At 57.4% G+C, this 21614-nt stretch carries 19 protein-coding genes; 17 read left to right on the forward strand and 2 right to left on the reverse strand.

Annotated elements, in window-relative coordinates; translation table 11 throughout:
• The first annotated feature begins 114 nt into the window (after window positions 1-114).
• From Q0650_RS04930 to Q0650_RS04970, 9 genes are all read left to right on the forward strand, one after another.
• Complete coding sequence (locus Q0650_RS04930; protein ID WP_298816686.1) at window positions 115-1023, forward strand: GGDEF domain-containing protein; 909 nt, start codon at window positions 115-117, stop codon at window positions 1021-1023.
• A gap of 235 nt (window positions 1024-1258) precedes the next feature.
• Window positions 1259-1783, forward strand: a complete 525-nt coding sequence (locus Q0650_RS04935; RefSeq protein ID WP_367280793.1) for a type 1 glutamine amidotransferase domain-containing protein — start codon at window positions 1259-1261, stop codon at window positions 1781-1783.
• On the forward strand, window positions 1780-3219 hold the full coding sequence (locus Q0650_RS04940; RefSeq protein WP_298816513.1) for a glycosyltransferase family 4 protein: 1440 nt from the start codon (window positions 1780-1782) through the stop codon (window positions 3217-3219). The genes Q0650_RS04935 and Q0650_RS04940 overlap by 4 nt, the downstream gene beginning before the upstream one ends.
• Before the next feature lie 136 nt (window positions 3220-3355).
• Window positions 3356-4405: a RimK family alpha-L-glutamate ligase gene (locus tag Q0650_RS04945; RefSeq protein WP_298816515.1), complete on the forward strand. Its 1050-nt coding sequence runs from the start codon at window positions 3356-3358 to the stop codon at window positions 4403-4405.
• Between the two features lie 90 nt (window positions 4406-4495).
• Window positions 4496-5878, forward strand: coding sequence for a hypothetical protein (locus Q0650_RS04950; protein WP_298816517.1), 1383 nt, complete (start codon window positions 4496-4498; stop codon window positions 5876-5878).
• A 4-nt stretch (window positions 5879-5882) separates the two neighbouring features.
• The gene (locus tag Q0650_RS04955) at window positions 5883-6668 is read left to right on the forward strand and encodes a helical backbone metal receptor (protein ID WP_298816519.1); all 786 of its coding nucleotides are present in this window, start codon (window positions 5883-5885) and stop codon (window positions 6666-6668) included.
• Window positions 6665-7549, forward strand: coding sequence for a DUF547 domain-containing protein (locus Q0650_RS04960; protein WP_298816521.1), 885 nt, complete (start codon window positions 6665-6667; stop codon window positions 7547-7549). Before Q0650_RS04955 ends, Q0650_RS04960 begins: the two co-directional genes overlap by 4 nt.
• A gap of 47 nt (window positions 7550-7596) precedes the next feature.
• Window positions 7597-8127 (forward strand): glycine/sarcosine/betaine reductase selenoprotein B family protein, encoded by a 531-nt coding sequence (locus Q0650_RS04965; protein ID WP_298816523.1) that lies wholly within the window; start codon window positions 7597-7599, stop codon window positions 8125-8127.
• An 18-nt stretch (window positions 8128-8145) separates the two neighbouring features.
• Window positions 8146-8421, forward strand: a complete 276-nt coding sequence (locus tag Q0650_RS04970) for a hypothetical protein (protein WP_298816524.1) — start codon at window positions 8146-8148, stop codon at window positions 8419-8421.
• A 77-nt stretch (window positions 8422-8498) separates the two neighbouring features.
• On the opposite strand, the gene Q0650_RS04975 is transcribed toward Q0650_RS04970, so the two are convergent.
• Entirely contained in the window at window positions 8499-9950 is a 1452-nt protein-coding gene (locus Q0650_RS04975; RefSeq protein ID WP_298816526.1) for a 1,4-alpha-glucan branching protein domain-containing protein, read from the reverse strand.
• A gap of 60 nt (window positions 9951-10010) precedes the next feature.
• A complete protein-coding gene (locus tag Q0650_RS04980; protein WP_298816528.1) occupies window positions 10011-11639 on the reverse strand; it encodes a serine/threonine-protein kinase in 1629 nt (542 codons plus the stop codon).
• A 147-nt stretch (window positions 11640-11786) separates the two neighbouring features.
• Here Q0650_RS04980 and Q0650_RS04985 point away from each other — a divergent pair, with 147 nt between their 5' ends.
• From Q0650_RS04985 to Q0650_RS05020, 8 genes are all read left to right on the forward strand, one after another.
• The gene (locus Q0650_RS04985; protein WP_298816530.1) at window positions 11787-12443 is read left to right on the forward strand and encodes a winged helix-turn-helix domain-containing protein; all 657 of its coding nucleotides are present in this window, start codon (window positions 11787-11789) and stop codon (window positions 12441-12443) included.
• 27 nt (window positions 12444-12470) lie between these two features.
• Entirely contained in the window at window positions 12471-13778 is a 1308-nt protein-coding gene (gene aroA, locus Q0650_RS04990; RefSeq protein WP_298816532.1) for a 3-phosphoshikimate 1-carboxyvinyltransferase, read from the forward strand.
• Window positions 13775-14359, forward strand: coding sequence for a hypothetical protein (locus Q0650_RS04995; protein WP_298816534.1), 585 nt, complete (start codon window positions 13775-13777; stop codon window positions 14357-14359). The genes aroA and Q0650_RS04995 overlap by 4 nt, the downstream gene beginning before the upstream one ends.
• Before the next feature lie 20 nt (window positions 14360-14379).
• A complete protein-coding gene (galE, locus tag Q0650_RS05000) occupies window positions 14380-15363 on the forward strand; it encodes a UDP-glucose 4-epimerase GalE (protein ID WP_298816536.1) in 984 nt (327 codons plus the stop codon).
• Complete coding sequence (locus Q0650_RS05005) at window positions 15353-17374, forward strand: protein kinase domain-containing protein (protein ID WP_298816538.1); 2022 nt, start codon at window positions 15353-15355, stop codon at window positions 17372-17374. The genes galE and Q0650_RS05005 overlap by 11 nt, the downstream gene beginning before the upstream one ends.
• Window positions 17375-17487: 113 nt before the next feature.
• Window positions 17488-18435, forward strand: coding sequence for a MoxR family ATPase (locus tag Q0650_RS05010; protein ID WP_298816540.1), 948 nt, complete (start codon window positions 17488-17490; stop codon window positions 18433-18435).
• A 128-nt stretch (window positions 18436-18563) separates the two neighbouring features.
• Window positions 18564-21101 carry an FtsX-like permease family protein gene (locus Q0650_RS05015; RefSeq protein ID WP_298816542.1) on the forward strand — a complete coding sequence of 846 codons (2538 nt, stop codon included), beginning with the start codon at window positions 18564-18566 and terminating at the stop codon, window positions 21099-21101.
• Window positions 21102-21295: 194 nt separating this feature from the next.
• On the forward strand, window positions 21296-21562 hold the full coding sequence (locus Q0650_RS05020) for an acyl-CoA-binding protein (RefSeq protein ID WP_298816544.1): 267 nt from the start codon (window positions 21296-21298) through the stop codon (window positions 21560-21562).
• The last annotated feature ends 52 nt before the right edge of the window (window positions 21563-21614 follow it).

Raw genomic sequence — 21614 nt, forward strand, 5'->3', positions numbered from 1 at the left:
GGCTATCGGCTATCGGCTATCGGCTATCGGCTATCGGCTATCGGCTATCGGCTTGTCGATCGCAATCAGATATGCTATGTTGTCACTGAGCATGAAGGTATCTGCGGGCAGACTATGACATCCGTCACACACCATTTGCCGGTTATCACCAACGACCCTGCGCTGACCAACCACCTCGCAGCGCAGCTTGGGTCAGAGTGGGAACTTGTCGTCGTGATGGAAGTCGCTGAGGCTATGCCCCATCTGATCGATCTGCGCGCGCAGATGCCGGCAAATCTGTCCGCTCTGGCTGAGCAGGCGCCGCTGATTGGTCTCGTCACCGATGTCGCAAGCGCCGTTGCAGCTTTGCAAGCAGGTATTCATGAAACCGTAACCATCGCTGAAGCGCAGCCACTGTGTCTCAACCGCGCGTTTCAATCTGCCCGAATCCGCTGGCAGATCGAGCAGATGCGTCGCCAACAACTGGCCGAAGCGCGCGCGCAAGCACAGTCGCTGGCAGTGCGCTTGCAAAATGAACAGATTCGCGATCCCTTGACCGGCCTGTATACTCGTCGCTACCTCAACGAGACACTCGACCGCGAGCTGCGCCGTGCCGATCGTGAGCAGATTGCGTTGAGCGTGGCCTTGATTGATATTGACCAGCTTGAACAGATCAACTGGCATTTCGGTCGCGCTCTCGGCGATGTAGTTTTGCAACATCTGGCCGGCTTGATCGGTCGGCAGGTGCGCGGCGGCGACATTTTTTGCCGTTATGGTGGTGACGAGCTATTGCTGGTGTTACCACGTGTGACTGGCGAGACAATCTTGTTGCGCGCTGAGCAGTGGCGCGAGATCGTGGCCCAAACGGTGATTCGTCCCGGTACACTCGATTTGCAGGTGACGATCTCGATTGGTGTGGCAACGTTCCCCCAGGATGCGCGCAATGCAGTCGATTTAATGAATCGTGTCGGCGAGGCACTGCGCGCGGCAAAGATGGCTGGTGGCAATTGTGTGCGGTCTCGGCGTGAGCTGGAGAGGTTGTAGTCAATTGCCAGGAGCGCAGTCCTGCGCTAGTTGTGTATTCCCGATCACGACATTCATTCCTCGCGGTAATGGTATGATCGCTGTTCGAGAGCAGTGGATCGCTCGGATTTCCGCCGCTCGTGAAACGGTGATTGTGTTGTTGGGTGCCTGGTACGATACCGGTTCATAAGTTCGGTATGTGACAGGGACGTTACTCGGGGTTCCTGGCGAGAGTGTGCAGTAAGGAGTGACAATGATGCGACTGGCAGGCAAACGCATTGCGGTTCTATTGGCGGAAGGGGTCGAAGATCTCGAGTTTTACGTGCCAATGATGCGCTTGCAGGAGGAAGGCGCCGAGGTAGTGGCAGCCGGACTCGATCTGCGTCCGGTGCGCGGCAAGAATGGTTTGGAGATTACGCCGACGACAACAATTGCCGAACTGCGCGCCGATGACCTGTTTGGGTTAGTGTTGCCCGGCGGATGGGCGCCGGATAAGTTGCGTCGTTACGCGGTTGTCACCGATCTGGTGCGGGCAATGGATGCCGCCGGCAAGGTCATCAGTATCATCTGTCATGGCGGTTCAATTGCAATTTCTGCCGGGATTGTGCGCGGACGACGGGCGACTGGTTCTTCCGGCATTAAAGACGATTTGATCAATGCTGGCGCGACCTGGGTGGATGAAGCTGCTTTCCGTGACGGTCATCTGGTTTGGGGGCGAGTGGTAGCCGATATTCCCGCTTTCTGTCGCGAGCTGGTTGGCGCATTGGTGGAACGGGCATGACGCTGCGTATTGCTTACTGCTCGCCGGTCAATCCGGCGCCGTCAGGTATTTCCGATTACAGCGAAGAGCTACTGCCCTACCTTGCTCAATACGCAGAGATTACGCTGTTTGTTGAAGATGGGTTGCGGCCAACCAATTCGCAGCTTGCCACTCATTTCGCGATTAAGCCGATCAGCAAACTGGAACGTCTGGCCCGGCGCGGCGCATTTGATGCAATTGTGTACCATATGGGCAACAGCCCGGCTCACGCCGGTATCTGGCGAGTTGCTCAGCGCGTGCCGGGCGTGATAGTGTTGCACGATTTTGTGCTACACCATTTTATGCTTTGGTATGCCGCCAATGTGCAACGCGACGCGCGGCGTTACGTGGCAATGATGCGCGACCGCTATGGATCTGATGGCGAACACGTCGCGCAACTGATGATTCGTTCACGTTTCAGCGCTGCGGCGTTTATGTTTCCGTGCAACGAAGATGTGCTGGCGGCAGCGAAAGCTGTGATTGGTCATAGTCGGTATCTGCTCGAGCGAGTAGCGACGATCCGTCCCGAACTTCCCCGCGCCTACGTACCGATGGGAGTGCCGCTACCGCCCCTGATCGATCGGGCCGAAGCGCGCCAGCGTCTTGGCATCCCCCTCGACCGCCCCGTGCTGGCCAGTTTTGGTCATATCAATGCCTGGAAACGGATTGAACCGACCTTGCGGGCATTGTCGATGCTGCGCCGTGAGGGGATTGATGCCCATTGTGTGCTGGTTGGTTCAGTCTCACCCAATTATGACCTCAAGAGCGTCATTCAGCGATTGGGGCTACAAGATGCAGTGACCGTCACCGGTTACGTCGAGCGGGCACAGTTTGAGGATTACGTTGCGGCGAGTGATGTTTGCTTCAATCTACGTTACCCGACTGCGGGCGAGACGAGCGCGAGCCTGTTGCGCCTCCTTGGCGCCGGCAAACCGACTCTGGTGAGCGCAGTTGATGCCTTTTGCGAGTTGCCACCCGATGTAGTGGCTCAGGTTGACGTTGATGACAGCGAGACTGACCTGATCGTTGCGTATTGTCGGCGGTTGCTAACCGATCCGGCTTTGGCAACTGCCCTGGGGAGGCGGGCGCGGGCCTATGTGGCAACCAACCATACGCTGGCTGGCGCAGCTCAGGCAATGATCAATGCGCTTGCTACCGTGTATGGCTGGCCTGCGCCGCAACGTATTCGACCCGAACCGCTCTGGGATCCTGCGCCAGTTCTACCACCGACGGAGAGACCAACAATTCCCGCGCCGCCTGCGCGGGAACCATCGCTTCTTGTACGCGCGGCTGCTCGCGCGGCTGCCGAGCTTGGTCTGTCTGAAGATGATACAGGGGCGCTGCGTTCGGTTGCGACCCGGATTGTAGAACTCGAAAAATCTGATCTGGCCGATCTCCGGCGTCGAAACCATGGCTGAGATGCCGGCAGCCGGTCAATCGGGGAGATGAACAGAGCAAGGGACGATCGGTTACCGCAGACGGCGTACCTTGTGCTACAATCAGCCGTGCCGTTCGATAGACATCTCTCTGTTGATATATTTCAGGAGGTTTACTGTGAGTGACAAGAAGATCGGCATTCTCGTCGGTCGCGAGTGGTCCTGGCCGCCCGCTTTTATCGAAGAGGTGAATCGACGCAATGCCGGCGTGCGGGCAGAGTTTATCAAGCTGGGGGGAACGCGCATGGCCGAGTTGTGCGACTACGACGTGATTGTCGATCGCATCAGCCATGAGATTCCGTATTACCGCACGTTTCTAAAGACAGCGGCGCTCAGCGGCACTCGTATCGTCAACAACCCATTCTGGTGGAGCGCTGATGATAAGTTTTTTGGCGCGTCATTGGCTACAGCATTAGGCATTCCCCACCCGCGCACCGTGGCTCTGCCATCTCACTCTTACATCGAGGGTGTGGTCGAAGAATCGCTGCGCAATTTGCAATATCCGATTCCGTGGAAAGATCACGTTGACTACGTGGGCGGTTTTCCGGTCATTCTCAAGCCGGCGTGGGGCGGCGGCTTCAAGAAGGTGTACAAAGTGCATTCGTATGAGGAGTTGTGGCGGGCTTACAACGAGACCGGTATCGAGTGCATGATGCTGCAAGAGTATATCGCCTGGGAGAAGTATGTGCGCTGCATCGTAATCGGTCGCCGTCACATTATGACGATTAAGTTCGATGCCAATGCGCCGTGGCCGCACCGCTACTTCCGCGACGATAATTATCTCACCCCCGATGAGGGTCGGCAGGTCGTTGACGCGGCGTTGAAGCTGAATCAAGCGCTCGGTTATGACATGAACACAGTCGAGTTCGCCATCCGCGGCGGCGTCGCTTATGCCATCGACTTTACCAACCCCGCGCCCGATTTTGATGTCAATTCGCTTACCCCGTTCTATTTCGACTGGGTAGTGCGCACGATGGCCGATTTCACGATCGAGCTGGCATTGCAAGGCCGGGCCAAACCGGAAGAGTTTGCCTGGCACCGTTTGCTCAACGGGCCGATGACTCCGACCGCGCCAGTTGCGACACCCAATAATGATCCGCCGGCAGCGGAAACCGCTGCGCCCAAGCGCCGCGCGACGCGCAAGAAGAAGGCGGCTGAAGAGGCCTAGTCTCCTGATATGAGGGCGCGAAGCGTATGGTAAACTACCGATAGCTTCGCGCCTTTTCATCAACGTCATACCTTGCTCAAGAGGACGTTTATGACCCTTGCCCAGGCCATCGCTGACTACCATGCTTTGCTCAATCCGGCCATGGCTGTTGCTTCGTGGCAACGGCTTACTGAAGAGATGCGCGCTCGACGGCTCTACTTTGGTGAGCGACCACTGGCAACGGTATTGCGGCCACGTCTGATCACTTCATCACAATACGACTTGCTCCGGCACGGAACGCAACAGGTAGCCGAAGCGGCGCGCGCAATCGTGGCTGCCGCGCTCGATCTCGATGAGACCGGGCGGGCGGTGCGCGAAGTGCTGATGCTCACCCCCCTGGAAGAGCGCTTGATCGCGATGCATCCAGGCTATTTCGAACCAAGTGCCCATTCCCGGATGGATACCTTCCTTACCGTTGATGGTACTTCGTTGCAATTTGTTGAATACAATGCCGAAAGTCCGGCGGCAATTGCCTACGAAGATTTGCTGGCGCAGGCATTTTTGGCCATGCCGGTGATGGAAGAATTTACCAGAAAATATCCGGTGATGCCGTTGCCGGCCCGTCAGTATATGCTGCGCACATTGATGGATTGCTGGCGCGCTGCCGGCAGTCCTGGCGGCGAGCCGCGAGTGGCGATTGTGGATTGGCGCGGCGTGCCAACTGCAACTGAGTTTGTGATGTTCCAGCGCTATTTTGTGGAGCATGGCTTGCCAACCGTCATTTGCGCGCCGCAAGATCTCGCGTTTCGCGATGGTCGGTTGTGGGCGAAAACAGAGGATGGCACTGAGACACTGGTGACAATTGTCTTCAAGCGGGTGTTGACCAGTGAGTTTCTCTCGCATTATGGCGATGATGCGCTCCAGCATCCCCTGGCACTGGCCTATGCTGCCGGCGCTTGTGTCATCGTGAATTCGTTCCGCGCCAAGCTTCTGCATAAAAAGTCACTCTTTGCACTGTTGTCCGATGAGCGTTTTCACGATCCGCTTGGCGTCGCGCAGCGCGCCGCAGTTGCCGCTCATGTGCCCTGGACGCGGGTAGTGCGTCCGGGGCAGACAACCTACCAGGGTGAGACTATCGATCTGCTGGCATTTGCTCGCGCTAATCGAGAGCGGTTGCTGCTTAAGCCAAACGATGAATACGGTGGCAAAGGCATTACCATCGGCTGGGAAGTGAGTGATTCTGAGTGGGATGCCGCGCTCAAAGCGGCGCTCGAGTCGCCGTTTGTCGTGCAAGAGCGGGTGACGATTGCTTACGAGCCTTATCCGGCGCTGGTTGATGGGCAGGTTGTGATCGGTGAACGCCTGGTTGATAGCGATCCGTTCTTGTTCGGCACCGAAGTGAACGGATGTTTGTGCCGTCTCTCGACGGTGACGCTGCTCAATGTGACTGCCGGCGGCGGCAGCACGGTACCGGTCTTTGTGATCGATGGATGAGACTATGACGCAGGTGCGCGACGCGCTCGGTCGGATCATTGAGCTGGCTGCGCCTCCTCAACGCATCGTCTCGCTCGTGCCGAGCATGACCGAATGGCTATTCAGTGTCGGCGCCGGCGAGCGGGTGATTGGTGTCACCAGATTTTGTATTGAACCGGCTGCGGCAATCGCTCATCTGCCACGCCTCGGCGGGACGAAAAACCCCGATCGAGCGGCAATTATTGCCCTGCGTCCCGATCTGGTCATCGCTGAGCAGGAAGAAAATCGTGAACGCGACGTGCAGGCCCTGATCGAAGCCGGAATCAACGTCTATGTGACCGCTATTCGTAGCGTAGCCGATGTGGTGACCCAGTTAACGGCGCTGGCTGCGATTCTTGATGTCAGCGCGGCAGCTACACCAATGATGGCCGAGCTGCGCGCTGCGCTGATCGACCCACCTGCGCCAAATTGGCGCGTGCTCGCTCTGATCTGGCGCGATCCCTGGATGGCTATCGGTCAGGCTACCTACGCCGGTGATCTGTTGCGGTTGAGCGGTGGAATCAATGTAGCTGAAAGGTTGCCGGGACGCTATCCGCGCGCGACGCTTGCTGAGTTTCTTGCCCTCGAACCGGAATTGATCTTACTGCCAAGCGAGCCGTACCCGTTTAGCGAACGTGATTTGCCGGTATTTGCCGCAGTTGACCAACGTTGTCGAATTGAATTTTGTGACGGAATGGCGTTGACGTGGCCCGGCCCTCGTTCGTCAGCAGCATTGACCATGTTCCGCCAGTTATTGCAGCAACCGCTATGAGTCAGTTGGTCTGGTTACGCGAATTCGCGCTGGGTATGATGCTGGGTGAGCGGGCGCAACAAGCGCTCAATACCGGCACGATGCCGGCGCATGCGGTAGACGGGTCGAAGCTAGCGGCCCATCTCAGGCGCGCCGTTAACGAGTTTAAAGCGCTGGCCATGGATGCCGGTGGCACTCAGGTGGCCTATCATCGACTGCGAGACCATCCTGCCTATCTGTCCTTTCGCACCGAATTGACCCCGCAATTGCAGCGATTCGACCCGGCGACGTTGCCAGACCGGGCGGCGCGGCTGGCGTTCTGGATCAATCTCTACAACGTGCTGGTGATCGATGCCGTTATTGCATTCGGTGTCCGGCGCAGTGTTGCTGATGAACTGGCCGGGATCAGCTTCTTTCAAGCGGCGGCTTATCGCATCGGCGGTCAGCGCTGCTCGCTAAATGACATTGAACACGGCATCCTGCGCGCCAATCGTGGACACCCTTTCATTCCCGGCCCGCAGTTTGCCGCTAACGACCCGCGTCTATCCTGGATTATCGACCCGCCCGATCCGCGCATTCATTTTGCCCTTAACTGCGCCAGTCGCTCGTGCCCGCCGATAAGTGTCTACAACGCCGATCAGATCGATGCTCAGCTCGAACTGGCATTGCGTAGCTTTGTGGCGGCTGATGTCACAGTCGATCCCGCGCGCGGCGAGATCCATTTATCGCGGATCTTTGACTGGTACCGCGAAGATTTTGGCGGCCCAAACGGGATTGTGCAACTGTTGCGGCGGGCGTTGCCTGATGACGAGCGCCGGGCCTGGTTGCTTCAGGCCCATCGTGGTCGGCTCGTCTATCGCCAGTACGACTGGTCGTTGAATCTTGCGGCGGACGGTCGCTGAACGCGCTGCGAAACGCCTCATCTCCTGATTGCGGTAAGGGACAGGTTATGACTGATGACTGGCGCAATCGTTCACTGAAAGACCTTTATCGGCTTACCGGCCAGATCTTCTCTCAGATACCGGCCCTGGCTCGTCTGTGGGGGAGCGCATACCGGGCACTCAATTTTGATAGCGTGCCATTTACGCCGCTGCGCAAGCCGCTCAATGAGTGCCGGCTGGCCTTAGTCACAACGGGTGGCGTCCATCGTCGCGACCAACCACCGTTTGACATGGTCGATCCGCGTGGTGATCCAACCTATCGCCGGATACCGGTTGATACCCCGCTTGCTGAACTCACCATCACCCATGACTACTATGACCATACCGATGCCGAAGCCGATCTTAACATCCTCTTTCCGCTTGAACTGGCGCAATCACTGGTACGGCGCGGCCTGATCGGTAGTCTGGCAACCAGCTATAGCTTCATGGGCCATATCGAACCGCCTCACCTGGAGACTTTACTGCGGCAGACTGCGCCGGAAGTGGCGATGTTTCTCAAGCAAGAGCAAGTTGACGCCGTGCTGTTAACTCCGGCTTGAGGGTTGTGCAATCAGTCCGTGGGACTGATCGCGCGCATCATTGAAAGTGCCGGTATCAGCACTGTGTGCATCATCAGCCTGAAGCCAATTGCCGAGCAGGTGCGCCCGCCACGCACATTGTATCTGGCCTGGCCGTTCGGCCATCCACTGGGTGAGCCGGGCCATCGCGCTCAGCAACTTACCGTGCTGCACGCCGCGTTACACAGCCTTTACTTTGCCGAGCCGGGAGAAATCCTCGAACCAGGATGGCGCTGGCGACGTGAAACGTATACAGTTCCGCCGGGATGGGAATAATGCGCTCTGTCAAGCGGTGATCTGGCTCCTATGGCAGCATGAATGCCCGGGTGACATCAATCGGGACAGGTATACCATTACCCCTTCCCGAACAAGCGATAATTCAATACCGGGAAGATGGCATCATGGCTCTCGATCTGCTCAAGAGCGAAGAGGTCGGTCGCGCTGAGCGATTCTTGACGCGCCAGCGCCAGCAACTGTTCGAACCGATCAAGGTGGCGTTGCCAGCCGGAATCTTGTGGCTCTTCGGCCCAATCGTATTGTTCTGCCAGTAACAGTTCACGGGCCGCTTGCGTCAATACCCGCTCGCGCAACCCTTCAGCAGTCAGATAATGAGCAGCCAGATCAACAAACTGATGTTCGGCATCGTGTAGCGCATGCCAGTATCGTTGTGCGCCGACGGATTGCCAGCGGAGTGCGCGCTCTACCGACTGTGCTTCAGGAGATTCGGATTGGATCGTAACTGTCTCGCCTGGGCGCAGGTTCGTGATGATAGTACCCGGATGAGTCAACCGAAGTCGAGTATCGGTCGCGCAGCGAGTCAAGACTGCCTGTAACCAGGTTGGCCCTTCAAACCAATGCGTTCCCCAGCAGCGGGCATTAATCGGCACGACCAGCGTGGCGTCGGCAGGCAACTGATTTAGCTGACACAGGAGTTGTTCAACAAAATGATTGGCGTGCTCTTGCGCTCGCCGCAGCGCTTCATACGGATCGTATGGCTGAGGCGCAAAGGTGCCATTGGCAGTATAACCGCTGGGGTCGGCAGGGTTGCGGTAGAGCGGATCGCCCGGGTAACCGATTTCACTCGACTCAATCTGGCGAGCCAGTTCAGTTTCCACACCGATAGCAGCCAGACGACGCGGAATGATCCAGCCGGGAAGGTGGCCGGTTGCCACACTGACCGGATCAACCAGCACATACCGCAGCTCCAGGTCAAGCGCGATCTGCTCTAAGCCGGGACGCCATGCGTATCCGGGCAGCCAGAGACCCTCTGGACGTTTCAGGTGGCGCGAGATATACAGCAGACCGTGCTCTAGTTGCGCGCGCGCAATATTCTCGTGGCTGAGCAATGGCAAGATCGCATAGCTGGCCGGCGTGCAGAGCGGAACAATCACATCTGTTGAGACCAGCTCTTGCAATCGCCCTACCAGGTTGCGCTGGTAACGAGTGATAAAGGTGCGCAGAGTCTGGCGATCCCAGTCAAGATAAAACCGGGCCAGATACGCTCCGTGCCGGTCACCCTCCGCTTCAAAGCGGTTCAATTCAGCCTGGTGACGAGCGATTCTGGTTTCGAGCCACTGCGTAAAATGTTTGTTCGCGATTGGATCACGCCACTGTTCTAACGCGATTGGCGAACACGCCAGCGTAATCACAATCGGTAACTGATGCCGTTGTAATTCACCAAGCAGATCGAGAAGGGGAATGAGCATCTGGGCTGTGGCAATGTGGAGTTGCTCTTCACCGATAGGATGTCTTCCAGGATGGCGCACATAAAGCGTATGCGCTTCGATTATGAATGCGACCGGCATGACTCCCTCGCTGATAGTTTCCCGTTAGCCGCGCAACCACTACTTATTATAGTTATACACCTACGGATATGGCGCCGGCGTTTCGGTCGATGCAGGCGCAATAGTTGGCGAGACGGTCGGCGCCTCGGTCGGTGTTGGCGAGACGGTCGGCGTAGGCGAGACGGTCGGCGTCTCGGTCGGTGTTGGCGAGACGGTCGGCGTCTCGGTTGGCGTCTCGGTCGGTGTTGGCGAGACGGTCGGCGTTGCGCTTGCAGTTGGTATGGGCGGTGGTGGCGGTGGCGGCGGTGGTGGTGGCGCCGTTGTCGGTGATGGCATCACGGTTGGCGATGGCGTGATGGTGGGGGCGGGAGTGTCTGTAGGCGCAATGGTCGGCACCGGAGTCAAGGTGGCCGTGGCCGTTGGCACGGGCGCAGCCAGGGTGGGCGATGGCGGTAGCGTCGCAGTTGGCGCAGGTGGAGAAGGTGGATTGTCGTTGAAGCTACGAGCGATAAATACGATGAGTGCGACAACCACGATGAGTAAGAGACTGCCAATAATCAAAAATGGTAATAGCTCAGTGCGATCGCTGGCGGGAGGGAGCGCCTTCGTTTGAGCTGGCGTATTGCGACGAGGTGGCGGAGGTGGCTGGTCAGGTGGTAGTGTCGGTGGCGTCGGATTGGAACGTTGAGCGCCTGATGACCTGACAGATGGCTCCGCTGACCGGTTGGGTGTCGCTTTGGGATTTGAGACCGGGGCAGGCGCTGATGGTTCGGCGCGCTTAACCGGTGAACCGGCGGCAGCCGGTAGCGTTAGTTCGGGCTGGTACGAAGCTGGTGGGGCAACGAGCGCTGCCACATCGGCAGGAGCAGCCGGAGCGATTCCGTAACGATCAGCAACGTCACGCAAAGCAGCGACAAACGCAGCGCCGGTTTGAAAGCGGCGCTCCGGACGTTTGGCCAGGGCGCGACTCATCACAAGATCGAGATCAGTTGGCAGATCGGGCGCTACCGATGAGAGCGGTGGTGGTGGCAGTTGGGCGTGAGCGAGTATCAGTTGCGGGGTTGGGCCACTAAAGGGGACACGACCGGTAATTATCTCGTAGGCGACTACTGCCAGTGAATAGAGATCGCTGCGCCCGTCAACGCGACGCGCTTCCGCTTGCTCGGGTGAGATATACTCCGGCGTACCCATGAACACCCCGGTGCGGGTCAGGCGCTGATCGTCGGCTTCCAGCGTTTGGGCAATGCCAAAATCGGTCAACACCACCCGACCGTTGCGATCAACCATGATATTGTGCGGTTTGACATCGCGATGAACGGCGCCGGCTTGATGAGCGTAATCGAGCGCAGCCGCAATTGGTTCGAGCAAGGCGATGGCGTATTCCAACCCGAGTGTGCCGCGCCGTTCGAGGATGGTATGCAATGGCAAGCCATCGATATACTCCATCGCAATGTAGTGCAGACCCTGATCCTCGCCAATATCGTACACGGTAACGATATTGGGATGTCGCAGGTTGGCCGCAGTTCGCGCCTCGCGCTCGAACCGTTTGATAAACTCTGCATCCAGGCTTAACTGAGCAGCAAGAACTTTGAGGGCAACGATTCGTTGAAGCTGAGGATCTCGCGCGCGATATACCCGCGCCATGCCACCGCGGCCAAGTTCTTCGATAACCTCGTAACGGCCAATGCGCCGCCCACTTACACTGCTCACCAGGGTCTCCAATGGCAAGACCACGGCACGACAGCAAGAAACGCCTGCCACAGGCGAAAATGCCATGGTATAATCAGCAAAGTCACTGCGATTGTACCATATCGCATCCGCCTGTTCAAAGCATGTCAAGCTGGAGGCTGGTGAACGATGCAATCCGCTCCCGCCCCGCAGTTAATTGTCAAACGGAGTAACGGTGATTACCGTGAAATCGTCTGGGATCGCCCCATCATAACAGTTGGGCGCGATGGCGCAAATGATATCATTATCGACCATCCCCTGGCATCGCGCCGTCATGCGCGTTTTGAGCAGACCGACGAAGGTTTCTTTGTTCGCGATCTTGAAAGCACCAACGGCACCTTTCTCAATCAGGAACGGTTGGTTGGCGCGCGTAGCCTGCATCATTCCGATCAAATTATGATTGCCGATACCGTTATTATTTTTAACGACCCGGCAGCAACGATGAAGGGAACCCTCGATCCGGCATTGCTACGAGCCGCGCGGGCTGAGATCCGGGTAGACGAACCAACCAAGTCGGTCTACATCCGTGGAGAGTTGCTCACCCCGCCGCTAACCGTGAAAGAATTTCAGTTGCTGGCCCTGCTTTATCGACGGCAAGGCGAAGTCGTGAGCAAAGAAGAGATCGCTAATCACGTGTGGGATTACGCCATCTTTGATTACAATGCGATCGATGCGCTGGTTTATCGGTTGCGCCAGCGGATCGAGCCGGATCCATCACGTCCGCGGTATCTGGTTACCCAGCGTGGGTTTGGGTACAAGCTAATTGTGGCGCCTGAGTCTGAATAGATTTGGGTTATTGTATGGTTCACGTCCATGACAAACATTACCTTGACTGCACCAAAACGATTGCGCGGCGTGATTCACGTGCCGGGCGATAAGTCGATTTCCCATCGGGCAGTATTGTTGAATGCCGTAGCGACTGGCACTGCCCACATCACCAATTTTCTCCCCGGAGCTGATTGCCTTTCCTCAGTCGCGTGCGTGCGGGCGTTGGGCGCGCGCGTAGACCAGACTGGCGAGCGCGAATTGCTTGTCCACGGTGTGGGACTGAATGGTTTTCAGGAACCGGTTGATGTCCTCGATTGTGGTAATTCGGGCACAACGCTACGTTTATTGGCCGGGCTGCTGGCTGGTCAACCCTTCTTTAGTGTATTAACCGGCGATGCCTCGCTGCGTTCGCGACCCCAACGCCGCATTGTGACCCCGTTGCGCGCGATGGGCGCTCAAATTGACGGTCGCGCTGATGGTGATCGCGCGCCGCTGGCAATTCGGGGTAGCTCTCTGCGCGGTGGTCACTACCAGTTACCGATTGCCTCGGCGCAGGTCAAGTCGGCGCTGTTGCTGGCTGCATTGAATGCCAGTGAGCCGCTGGTTCTCACCGGACGGATCGACTCGCGCGATCATACCGAACGGATGCTGGCAGCGATGGGGCTGGATATTACGGTCACGACTGATCAGATTGTGCTGCGTCCGCCGACTGCGGCTACCGCTCCCACTGCTCTTTCCCTGCGCGTGCCCGGCGATCCGTCGTCAGCAGCGTTCTGGTGGGTAGCGGCGGCTATTCATCCTGATGCCGAACTGATGACCCCCGGTGTTTGTCTCAATCCGACTCGCACTGGCGCACTCGATGCCCTGCGCGCCATGGGTGCCACTATCGAGGTAATGAATGAGCGGCTAGAAGGCAGCGAACCGGTTGGCGATGTCCTGGTGCGTTCCTCAATGTTGCGCGGCACTACAATCGCCGGTGAAATGATCCCGCGCTTAATCGACGAAATTCCGGTGCTGGCGGTGGCTGCTGCCTGCGCAGAAGGCGAAACCGTGATCCGTGACGCGCAAGAGTTGCGGGCTAAAGAGACCGATCGAATCGCGACCGTCGCCGCCGGTTTGAGCGCAATGGGTGTGGCTGTTGAACCAACCGTTGACGGGATGATTATTGCAGGTCGTTCTGGCATTCTGCACGGCGCTACACTTGATAGTTATCACGATCATCGACTGGCTATGGCATGGGCGATCGCTGCGTTAGTTGCCCGCGGCGAAACCACCATCCTGGAGCCGGCAGCGGTTGCAGTGAGCTACCCTGGTTTCTGGCAGGCGCTCGCTGCTGTGCAGGAGGACGCATGAACGGCGCATTTACCTTCACGGTCGAGATCTTTACGCCCACCCTGCTCTACACTGGTAGTTATACGTTATCCTTGTATCGCCGGGTGAGCGATGCGCTCAATAATCGCCTGAGCCGTTTTATCAATTTGCACGATGTCAGCATTGCGCCACTCTGGCGACCGCAACAGGCGCAGCGCGTGCCGCAGGCGCTGGTCTCGTGGGGTGACGCGCTGCTGGTCGCTGTCCTGGTCGAGCCGGAACCGCCGCCGGATTATCACGTTCCAATGCTGCCAAGGGCTACACAGCCCGTCATGTTTTTTACCAGTGAATTTGCGCTGCGAGCCGAAATATATCGGCGACCAGATATTGAACTGGAAGAGATGCTGTCTGAGCTGACCGATGATTTTATCCCCTTGCGGAACGTAACGATCTTCCCGATCAACGGCGGCGCGCCGCAACATCGCTCCTTCGTCTGCCTGGCGCAACGCGCAATTCAGGCACTGTATAACGTTCGCATTCCGGCGGTGCCCGAATCGGTGTCAACAACATCAAGGCCGGTAGACGCCGGCGCTGAGTCGACAGAGAACACGGCTGATACGTAGCCGATAGGGAGAACCTGTATATGAAGATTCTGGTTACCGGTGGCGCCGGTTATATTGGCAGTATTACCAGCGCAGAGCTGGCGCGCGCTGGGCACGAAGTGATTGTGGTTGATAATCTGTACCAGGGGCATCGGGCAGCCGTGCCGCCTGAAGCAACGTTCATTGAAGCGGATTTGGCCCATCGCAATGCGTTGCATGAGATCTTCGCCGCTTATCCCGGTATCGATGGCATCATGCATTTCGCTTCGTATACGCTGGTCGGCGAGAGTATGGAGAAGCCGTTTCTCTATCTGCGCGACAATCTCGCCAATGCGGCAAATTTGCTCGAAGCGGCGATTGCCGCCGGGGTTCGCCGTTTCATCCTTTCCTCAACGGCTAACCTGTTTGATCAACCCGAACGCATCCCGATTGCCGAGCACGAACGGATCGTTCCCGGTTCACCATATGGCGAATCGAAATTCTTTATCGAGCGAATGCTGCACTGGATGGCGCGTATCTACGGTATGCGTTACGCCTGTCTGCGTTACTTCAACGCCTGCGGTGACACCCCGGAACGTGGGGAAGATCACGATCCCGAAACCCATCTGATCCCGATCGTGTTGCAGGTGGCGCTTGGTCAGCGTCCCCACGTGACCATCTTCGGCGATGACTATCCGACCCGTGATGGTACCTGCGTCCGTGACTATATTCATGTGCTCGATCTGGCGAGTGCCCACATTCTGGCGATGGAAGCGCTCGACCGATTGGGTGAGCGCCGCTACAATTTAGGGAATGGTCAAGGCTTTACCGTGCGTGAGGTGATCGAGACGGCACGCAAGGTGACCGGGCATCCAATCCCGGCAGTGGTTGGTCCGCGCCGACCCGGTGATCCGGCAGTGTTAGTGGCATCCTCTGAAACGATCCGCGCTGAATTGGGCTGGCAGCCGCAATTCCCTGATCTCGAGTCGATCATCTCATCAGCCTGGGAGTGGCATCGCGCGCATCCACAAGGTTATGACGACTAGTACCTCTTCGCAAGCGAGTCTGCCGCGCATCTTCGGTCAGTACGAGATTGATAAGGAAATTGGTCGCGGCGCGTCGAGTCGGGTTTTTCTGGCTCACCATCGCCTGATCAGTGACCAAAAGGTTGCCCTGAAAGTGCTCTTGAGCCAGGAAGCAAAGCGCGTGAGGCGCTTTGAACAAGAGGCGCGTATCGCCGCGCGCCTTCGCCATCCTCATATTTCGCGCCTGATCAATTATGGGGTGCAAAACCCGTTTCATTACGTGGTCTTTGAGTACATTTCCGGCAATTCACTCCGCGATTTGCTCAATGCGCGCCGACGTGGCGAAAGCCAGAAGGGAGCGAAAGAGCCTGCGCTGCCGTTGCCTCCTGACAAGGTATTGCGCTATTTTCAACAAATTGCCAGCGCGCTTGATTATGCGCATCGCCTCGATATAGTCCATCGCGATTTGGCCCCGGGCAACATTTTGATCGATTTTCAAGCTGAAAAGGCATATCTCATTGATTTTGGTATTGCCCATGATCCCGATCAACAGCTCACCTCGACCTCAGAGGTTATGGGGACTCCCGGCTATGTTGCGCCAGAGTGTATGCTGGCTGCGCAAGATGCTACGCATCTGTCTGACATCTTCAGTCTGGGTGTGGTGCTCTTCACCATGCTGACTGGCGAAGAGCCATGGCATAAAACGCCTGAATTGGGCAAGGCCTATCCAGAACAAATGCGGATCCGCGCGCTGGCCGAGCTGGGCGTAAAACTCCCTGACAGAGTGGATCAAATCATCCGTACAATGCTGGCGCGCGATCCAAGTCATCGATACTCCAGTGCTGGTGAAGCCGCTGCCGATCTTGAAGCTGCATTGAGTCCGTATTTCGTCCAGACCAAAGTCGTCTCGCATCAATCCGGGTCTGCGGCGTCTGATTCCAGGAAAGAGTCATCACCTGGGATTATCGAGCCAAACGACGTGGAGCGCGCCCTGGTTGGCTCGTTATTTCACGAGCCGCTCAAGCGGACACGCATCCGGGCGCGGGAATTGAGTAGTGACGAAATCCGTCGGCTGCTCGATCGGTGGTCTCAAGAGAAACCGTTCCGGCTGCCGCATTTCGGACGCGTGATCGACTTGCGCGATATACAGCACCATAACGTCTTCTTTTTCCGTCTCCAGTTATTAATCGAACAGCGCCGCGATGCCGGCACTGAGGAAGAACCAGATACACTACAGAAGCAAATTCCGTTACAGCGTGAATTGTCACGCTGGCAAATTGAGTTGCCCCCGCCGAAAGAGTTTAGTGTTCAGCAGGGCGGACGTGTGATTGTGCCCGGTTCTGAACAGATCATTACCTGCCAGTCGTGCAATGGGGAAGGCGCTGTCAGATGTCCGGTGTGCAGAGGCACACGGCGCGTGGTGCCGGCAGATCCGAATGTGGCAACCGCGCCAGGCAGCGCAACTTCAGGTGATGGTCACGAGGCGTCTGTTGCTCCCAAGCGGGCTATTCCTTGCCCAGAGTGCCAGGGACGTGGTTTGTTGACCTGTAAACGCTGCGCAGGCTTTGGCCGGTTGATGCAACGCAAATTGATTGAATGGTCGCGCTGGCCGGTGAGCGATAAGGCGCATAACGATTTGCCTGATGTAGATGAGAATTGGCTGTATCGCGCCTGCAAGGTGGAAATAGTATATCGGCGGCGCGTGCAGCAGGAAGGAATCAATCGCCTGATCCTGCCTCCAGAGTGGCTCCAAATCGCAGAAGTTAAGACCATGATTGAAAAGGCGCAGCGCGAGATAGATCAGGATAGCCGCATCGTCATGGCGGAATTGCAGATCGGAGTTATTCCGCTGACGTTGATCGAGTTTCATCTGGGTCGATCAGAAGAGAGCTATCAACTGGGCATCTACGGCTTTGAAAATCTGATTCCTCCGGACTGGCGATTTTTACACTGGGAGCGAATTCTCTTTTCTACCGGCATTGGTCTGCTCTCGCTTTTGTTGCTGATCAGTCTGGCGTTTTTAACAATGTGAAGCAATGGGAATAGCAGCAGTCATTCCATTCATTGGTAGCGACGTTGCCGAGCAGCGTCGCTACATTTCTGATCCTTTTCGTGGTACCATGCTTATAACGCTGGAGCAATTCTATGCAAACTGCGCAACTGGCAGCATCCCTGTTGACCGAAGCCCGCAAAACGCTGGTTGGACAAGAAGAACCTTTGACCTTGCTTCTAACTGCGCTGCTGAGCGGTGGTCACGTGCTCCTTGAAGGCCCTCCCGGCACGGCCAAGACGTTGATGGCCAAGACGCTGGCCCACCTGATCCAGGCCGATTTTCGCCGCATTCAGTTCACACCCGATCTGATGCCGGCTGATATTGTGGGAACACAGGTCTTTGATCTGAGTAGCGGTCAGTTTCGCCTGCGTCAAGGCCCGATCTTTACCCAGATATTGCTGGGAGATGAGATCAACCGCGCTCCGGCCAAGACCCAGAGCGCGTTACTTGAGGCAATGGAAGAGCATCAGGTGACGATTGAAGGGCAGCGCTTGCCTCTGCCTGAGCCGTTTTTTGTTATTGCGACGCAGAACCCCATCGAATACGAAGGTACCTATCCCTTGCCGGAAGCCCAGCTTGACCGGTTTTTGTTCAAGGTACTGATCGATTACGCTCCTCGCGAGGTGGAGACTGAGGTATTGCGTCGTTATCATCTCGGTTTTGATGCTCACCACCTTGCCGCTGCCGGTTTGCGTCCGACCGTAACCACTGAGGCGCTGGCTGCCTGTCGCGCTGAAATTGCTCAGGTGCAGGTCGAGCAGGGCATTCTCGACTATATCGTTTCGATCGTGCAGGCGACCCGCGTCAGCCCCGAATTGCTGGTCGGCGCTTCCCTGCGGGCCGGTGTGGCGTTGCTGCTGGCGGCTAAAGCAATGGCAGCAATCAATGATCGAAACTATGTGACGCCTGATGAGGTGAAGACGCTGGCCCGGCCAGTGTTGCGCCACCGTATTGTCTTGCGACCAGAAGCTGAGATTGAGGGTCTCAATGCCGATATGGTGATTGGAAGACTGCTCAATCGGGTGGAAGTGCCACGCTAGTCGGTTAACGTAAGGTTAAGAAGGGTTGGGTGAGGTGGGGGTGCGCTGCGGTAGTCGTGGCGCATAGTGGTCTTTTGCGCGCATCGATGGCGCTATTGTTGATTGTTGCGCCCTAGATTCGAGAGATTATGCTCGTTCGCAGTTCGCTTCGCTGGATCTTGCGCCATCCATGGCAGATGTTGCTCTGTGTGCTGGGGGTAGCATTAGGCGTCGCCGTTGTGGTTGCCATCGATCTGGCCAATGCCAGCGCGCGACGCGCGTTTCAACTTGCCGGCGATACCGTTGCCGGTCAGGCGACTCACTTCGTTGTTGGTGGTCCGACCGGGTTACCCGAAACAGTGTATGCCGATCTCCGTCGCCGCTTCCCTGCTCTGGCCGCTGCGCCGGTTGTCGAAGGGTACGTGACAGTTCCCGCTCTCGGCCCTGGTGTGTATCAGCTCTTCGGGATTGATCCATTCGCTGAGAGGCCGTTTCGTCCTTATCTCGCCGGTGACGGAACGGTTGACCTGGCTACGTTGCTGATTGAGCCGGGAGCTGCTTTGCTATCGAGCGACAATGCGGAACGAGCCGGATTGCAGCTCGGTGATCAGTTGCCGATCCAGATTGGCGCTCGCACTGCTCTGCTCCAGATCGCTGGCATACTTAATCCGGCTGATGATCTGAGCCGGCGGGCGCTGGCCGGTATGATCGTGGTGGATATTGCCAGCGCGCAGGAGTTGTTGCAGAGCGCGGGCCGGCTTAATCGGATCGATCTCATTGTGCCAGAAGGCTTCGATCTGACTGTGCTGACCACGCTGTTGCCGGCAGGAGCAACGGTGCAGCCGGTGGCAGCGCGCGCCGGCGCACTCCAACAGATGACTGCCGCCTTCGAGCTGAATCTTACCGCGCTCAGTCTGCTGGCGTTGATTGTTGGTATGTTCCTGATTTACAACACGATGACCTTCAGCGTGGTACAGCGGCGAACGTTGCTGGGCACGTTACGCTGCGTCGGTGTGAGCCGAGAGCAACTTGCCGCACTGGTACTGACAGAGGCGCTGATCATCAGTCTACTCGGTGTTGCCGGTGGCCTGGCGTTGGGAGTTGTGTTGGGGCGCGGGCTGGTGGGGCTGGTTACCCAAACGATTAATGATCTCTATTTTGTGGTGACAGTGCGCGATCTCAGTATCGAGCCAACGGTGCTGCTCAAAGGCGCGGCACTCGGCGTGATCGCGACCTTGCTGGCAGCGTTGGCGCCGGCGTTAGAGGCCATGTATACCCCGCCGCGCGCGGTGTTGCGCCGTTCGAGCATCGAAGATCGGGTACGCTGGGCAACGCCGCGGTTAGCCGGTGGCGGAATTGCTTTGCTCGCGCTAGGAGGAGCGCTGCTTGCCCTACCCGCTCAGGCCGGCGCTCCCGGTTTGTATATCGCCTTTGGTGGTCTCTTTGCCATCGTGATTGGCGCGGCATTCCTTACTCCACTGGCATTAGTTTCGCTTATGCGTCTTTTGCAGCCGGGGTTGGGGCGCGCATTGGGCATTCTGGGGCGGATGGCTGCCCGTGATGTGGTCGCCAGCCTGTCACGCACTGCAGTGGCAGTGGCAGCGTTGATGGTGGCGGTCTCGGTCACGATTGGCGTCGGTATCATGATTGGCAGCTTCCGGCAGACGGTCATCAACTGGCTGGAACAGAGCCTGATTGCCGACATCTATCTTTCACCACCGAGTAACGTTGCTAACCGGATTGATACTACTCTTGATTCGACATTGGCAGTTGCGCTGGCGGCATTGCCTGAAGTTGAGTCGATTACCACCTTTCGTAGTGTTCAGATCGATTTGCCAGTTGGCCCGACCACGCTGGTTGCGATTGGTGGCGCGACCGAACGTGGTCGGCGGGCTTTGCGTTTCCAGCAAGGTGGTGATGCTGCAACCTGGACGGCATGGGAACGGGGGGCCGTGTTGATTTCTGAGCCGCTTGCCTTCCGCAGTGGTTTAGGTGTGGGCGATACGTTGACCGTGCGTACCGATCGCGGTCTGCGCGAATTGCCGATTGCCGGCGTCTACTACGATTACACCTCTGACCGGGGCGTAGTGCGGATTAACGACACAACCTACCGTGAACTGTGGGACGATCCCGCAATCTCATCGCTGGCGATTTACGCGCGCGCTGGCTACGATGTTGATGCAGTTATTGAGCGAGTGCGTGCCGTTAGTTCAGCCTACGGCGCAGTGTTAGTCAATTCAAGTCGGGCCTTGCGTGAAGGAACCCTGATCGTCTTTGATCGCACATTTGCCATCACCTCGGTGTTGCAACTCCTGGCAACGATTGTTGCTTTCATCGGGATCTTGAGCGCGTTGATGGCGTTGCAGCTCGAACGCGCGCGGGAACTGGGAGTGTTGCGCGCGACCGGCCTTACTCCCGGTCAACTATGGGGCGCCGTGCTCAGTCAGACTGGCCTGATGGGGCTATCTGCCGGTCTGCTGGCGGCGCCGCTAGGGTTTGCATTGGCACTGGTGCTGACCTACGTGATCAACAAGCGTTCATTTGGCTGGACGCTAGAGTTGGCGGTTGATCCTGCTGTATTTGGGCAGGCACTGGCAGTTGCGATCGGCGCGGCCCTGCTGGCCGGTATCTGGCCGGCGTTGCGCATGAGTCGGATCAGTCCGGCACTGGCGTTGCGCGACGAGTAATCCGGCATTGCGTTGCCCGCGCAAATAATGTTTCTTGCGCTGTACCTCAATTGCGGGTGCGTGAGACTGACAGCTTATTGCCGCGCAGTGTCAGCATAACGCAGTGCGTTTACAGGAACAGAGCAGCAGGCAGGCGAAGCAAGGAAAAGTATGGTACGATACGACCATCATTCGCGCAGAGTGAGGAGTACAATATGAGCGATCTCCAATCGGCCTTCGAGCGTGCAGCGCAAGAAGTACAGCAATTACCGCGTCGACCGGATAATGAAACGCTGTTGCAGTTGTACGCCCTGTACAAACAAGCAACCGTTGGCGATGTGCAGGGATCGCGTCCTGGCGTGCTCGATATGACAGGGCGACTCAAGTATGATGCCTGGGCCAAATTGAAAGGCCTCCCGGCTGCTGAGGCAATGAATCGTTACATCGAGCTGGTTGAGCGCCTCAAGCAGACGATCAGGTAGATGGCAGAGATCATCTATCTGTTACTATTTGTCCGAAGAAATTGATTGACTT

The sequence above is a fragment of the uncultured Chloroflexus sp. genome (genome assembly GCF_937129525.1).
Classification (GTDB): domain Bacteria; phylum Chloroflexota; class Chloroflexia; order Chloroflexales; family Chloroflexaceae; genus Chloroflexus.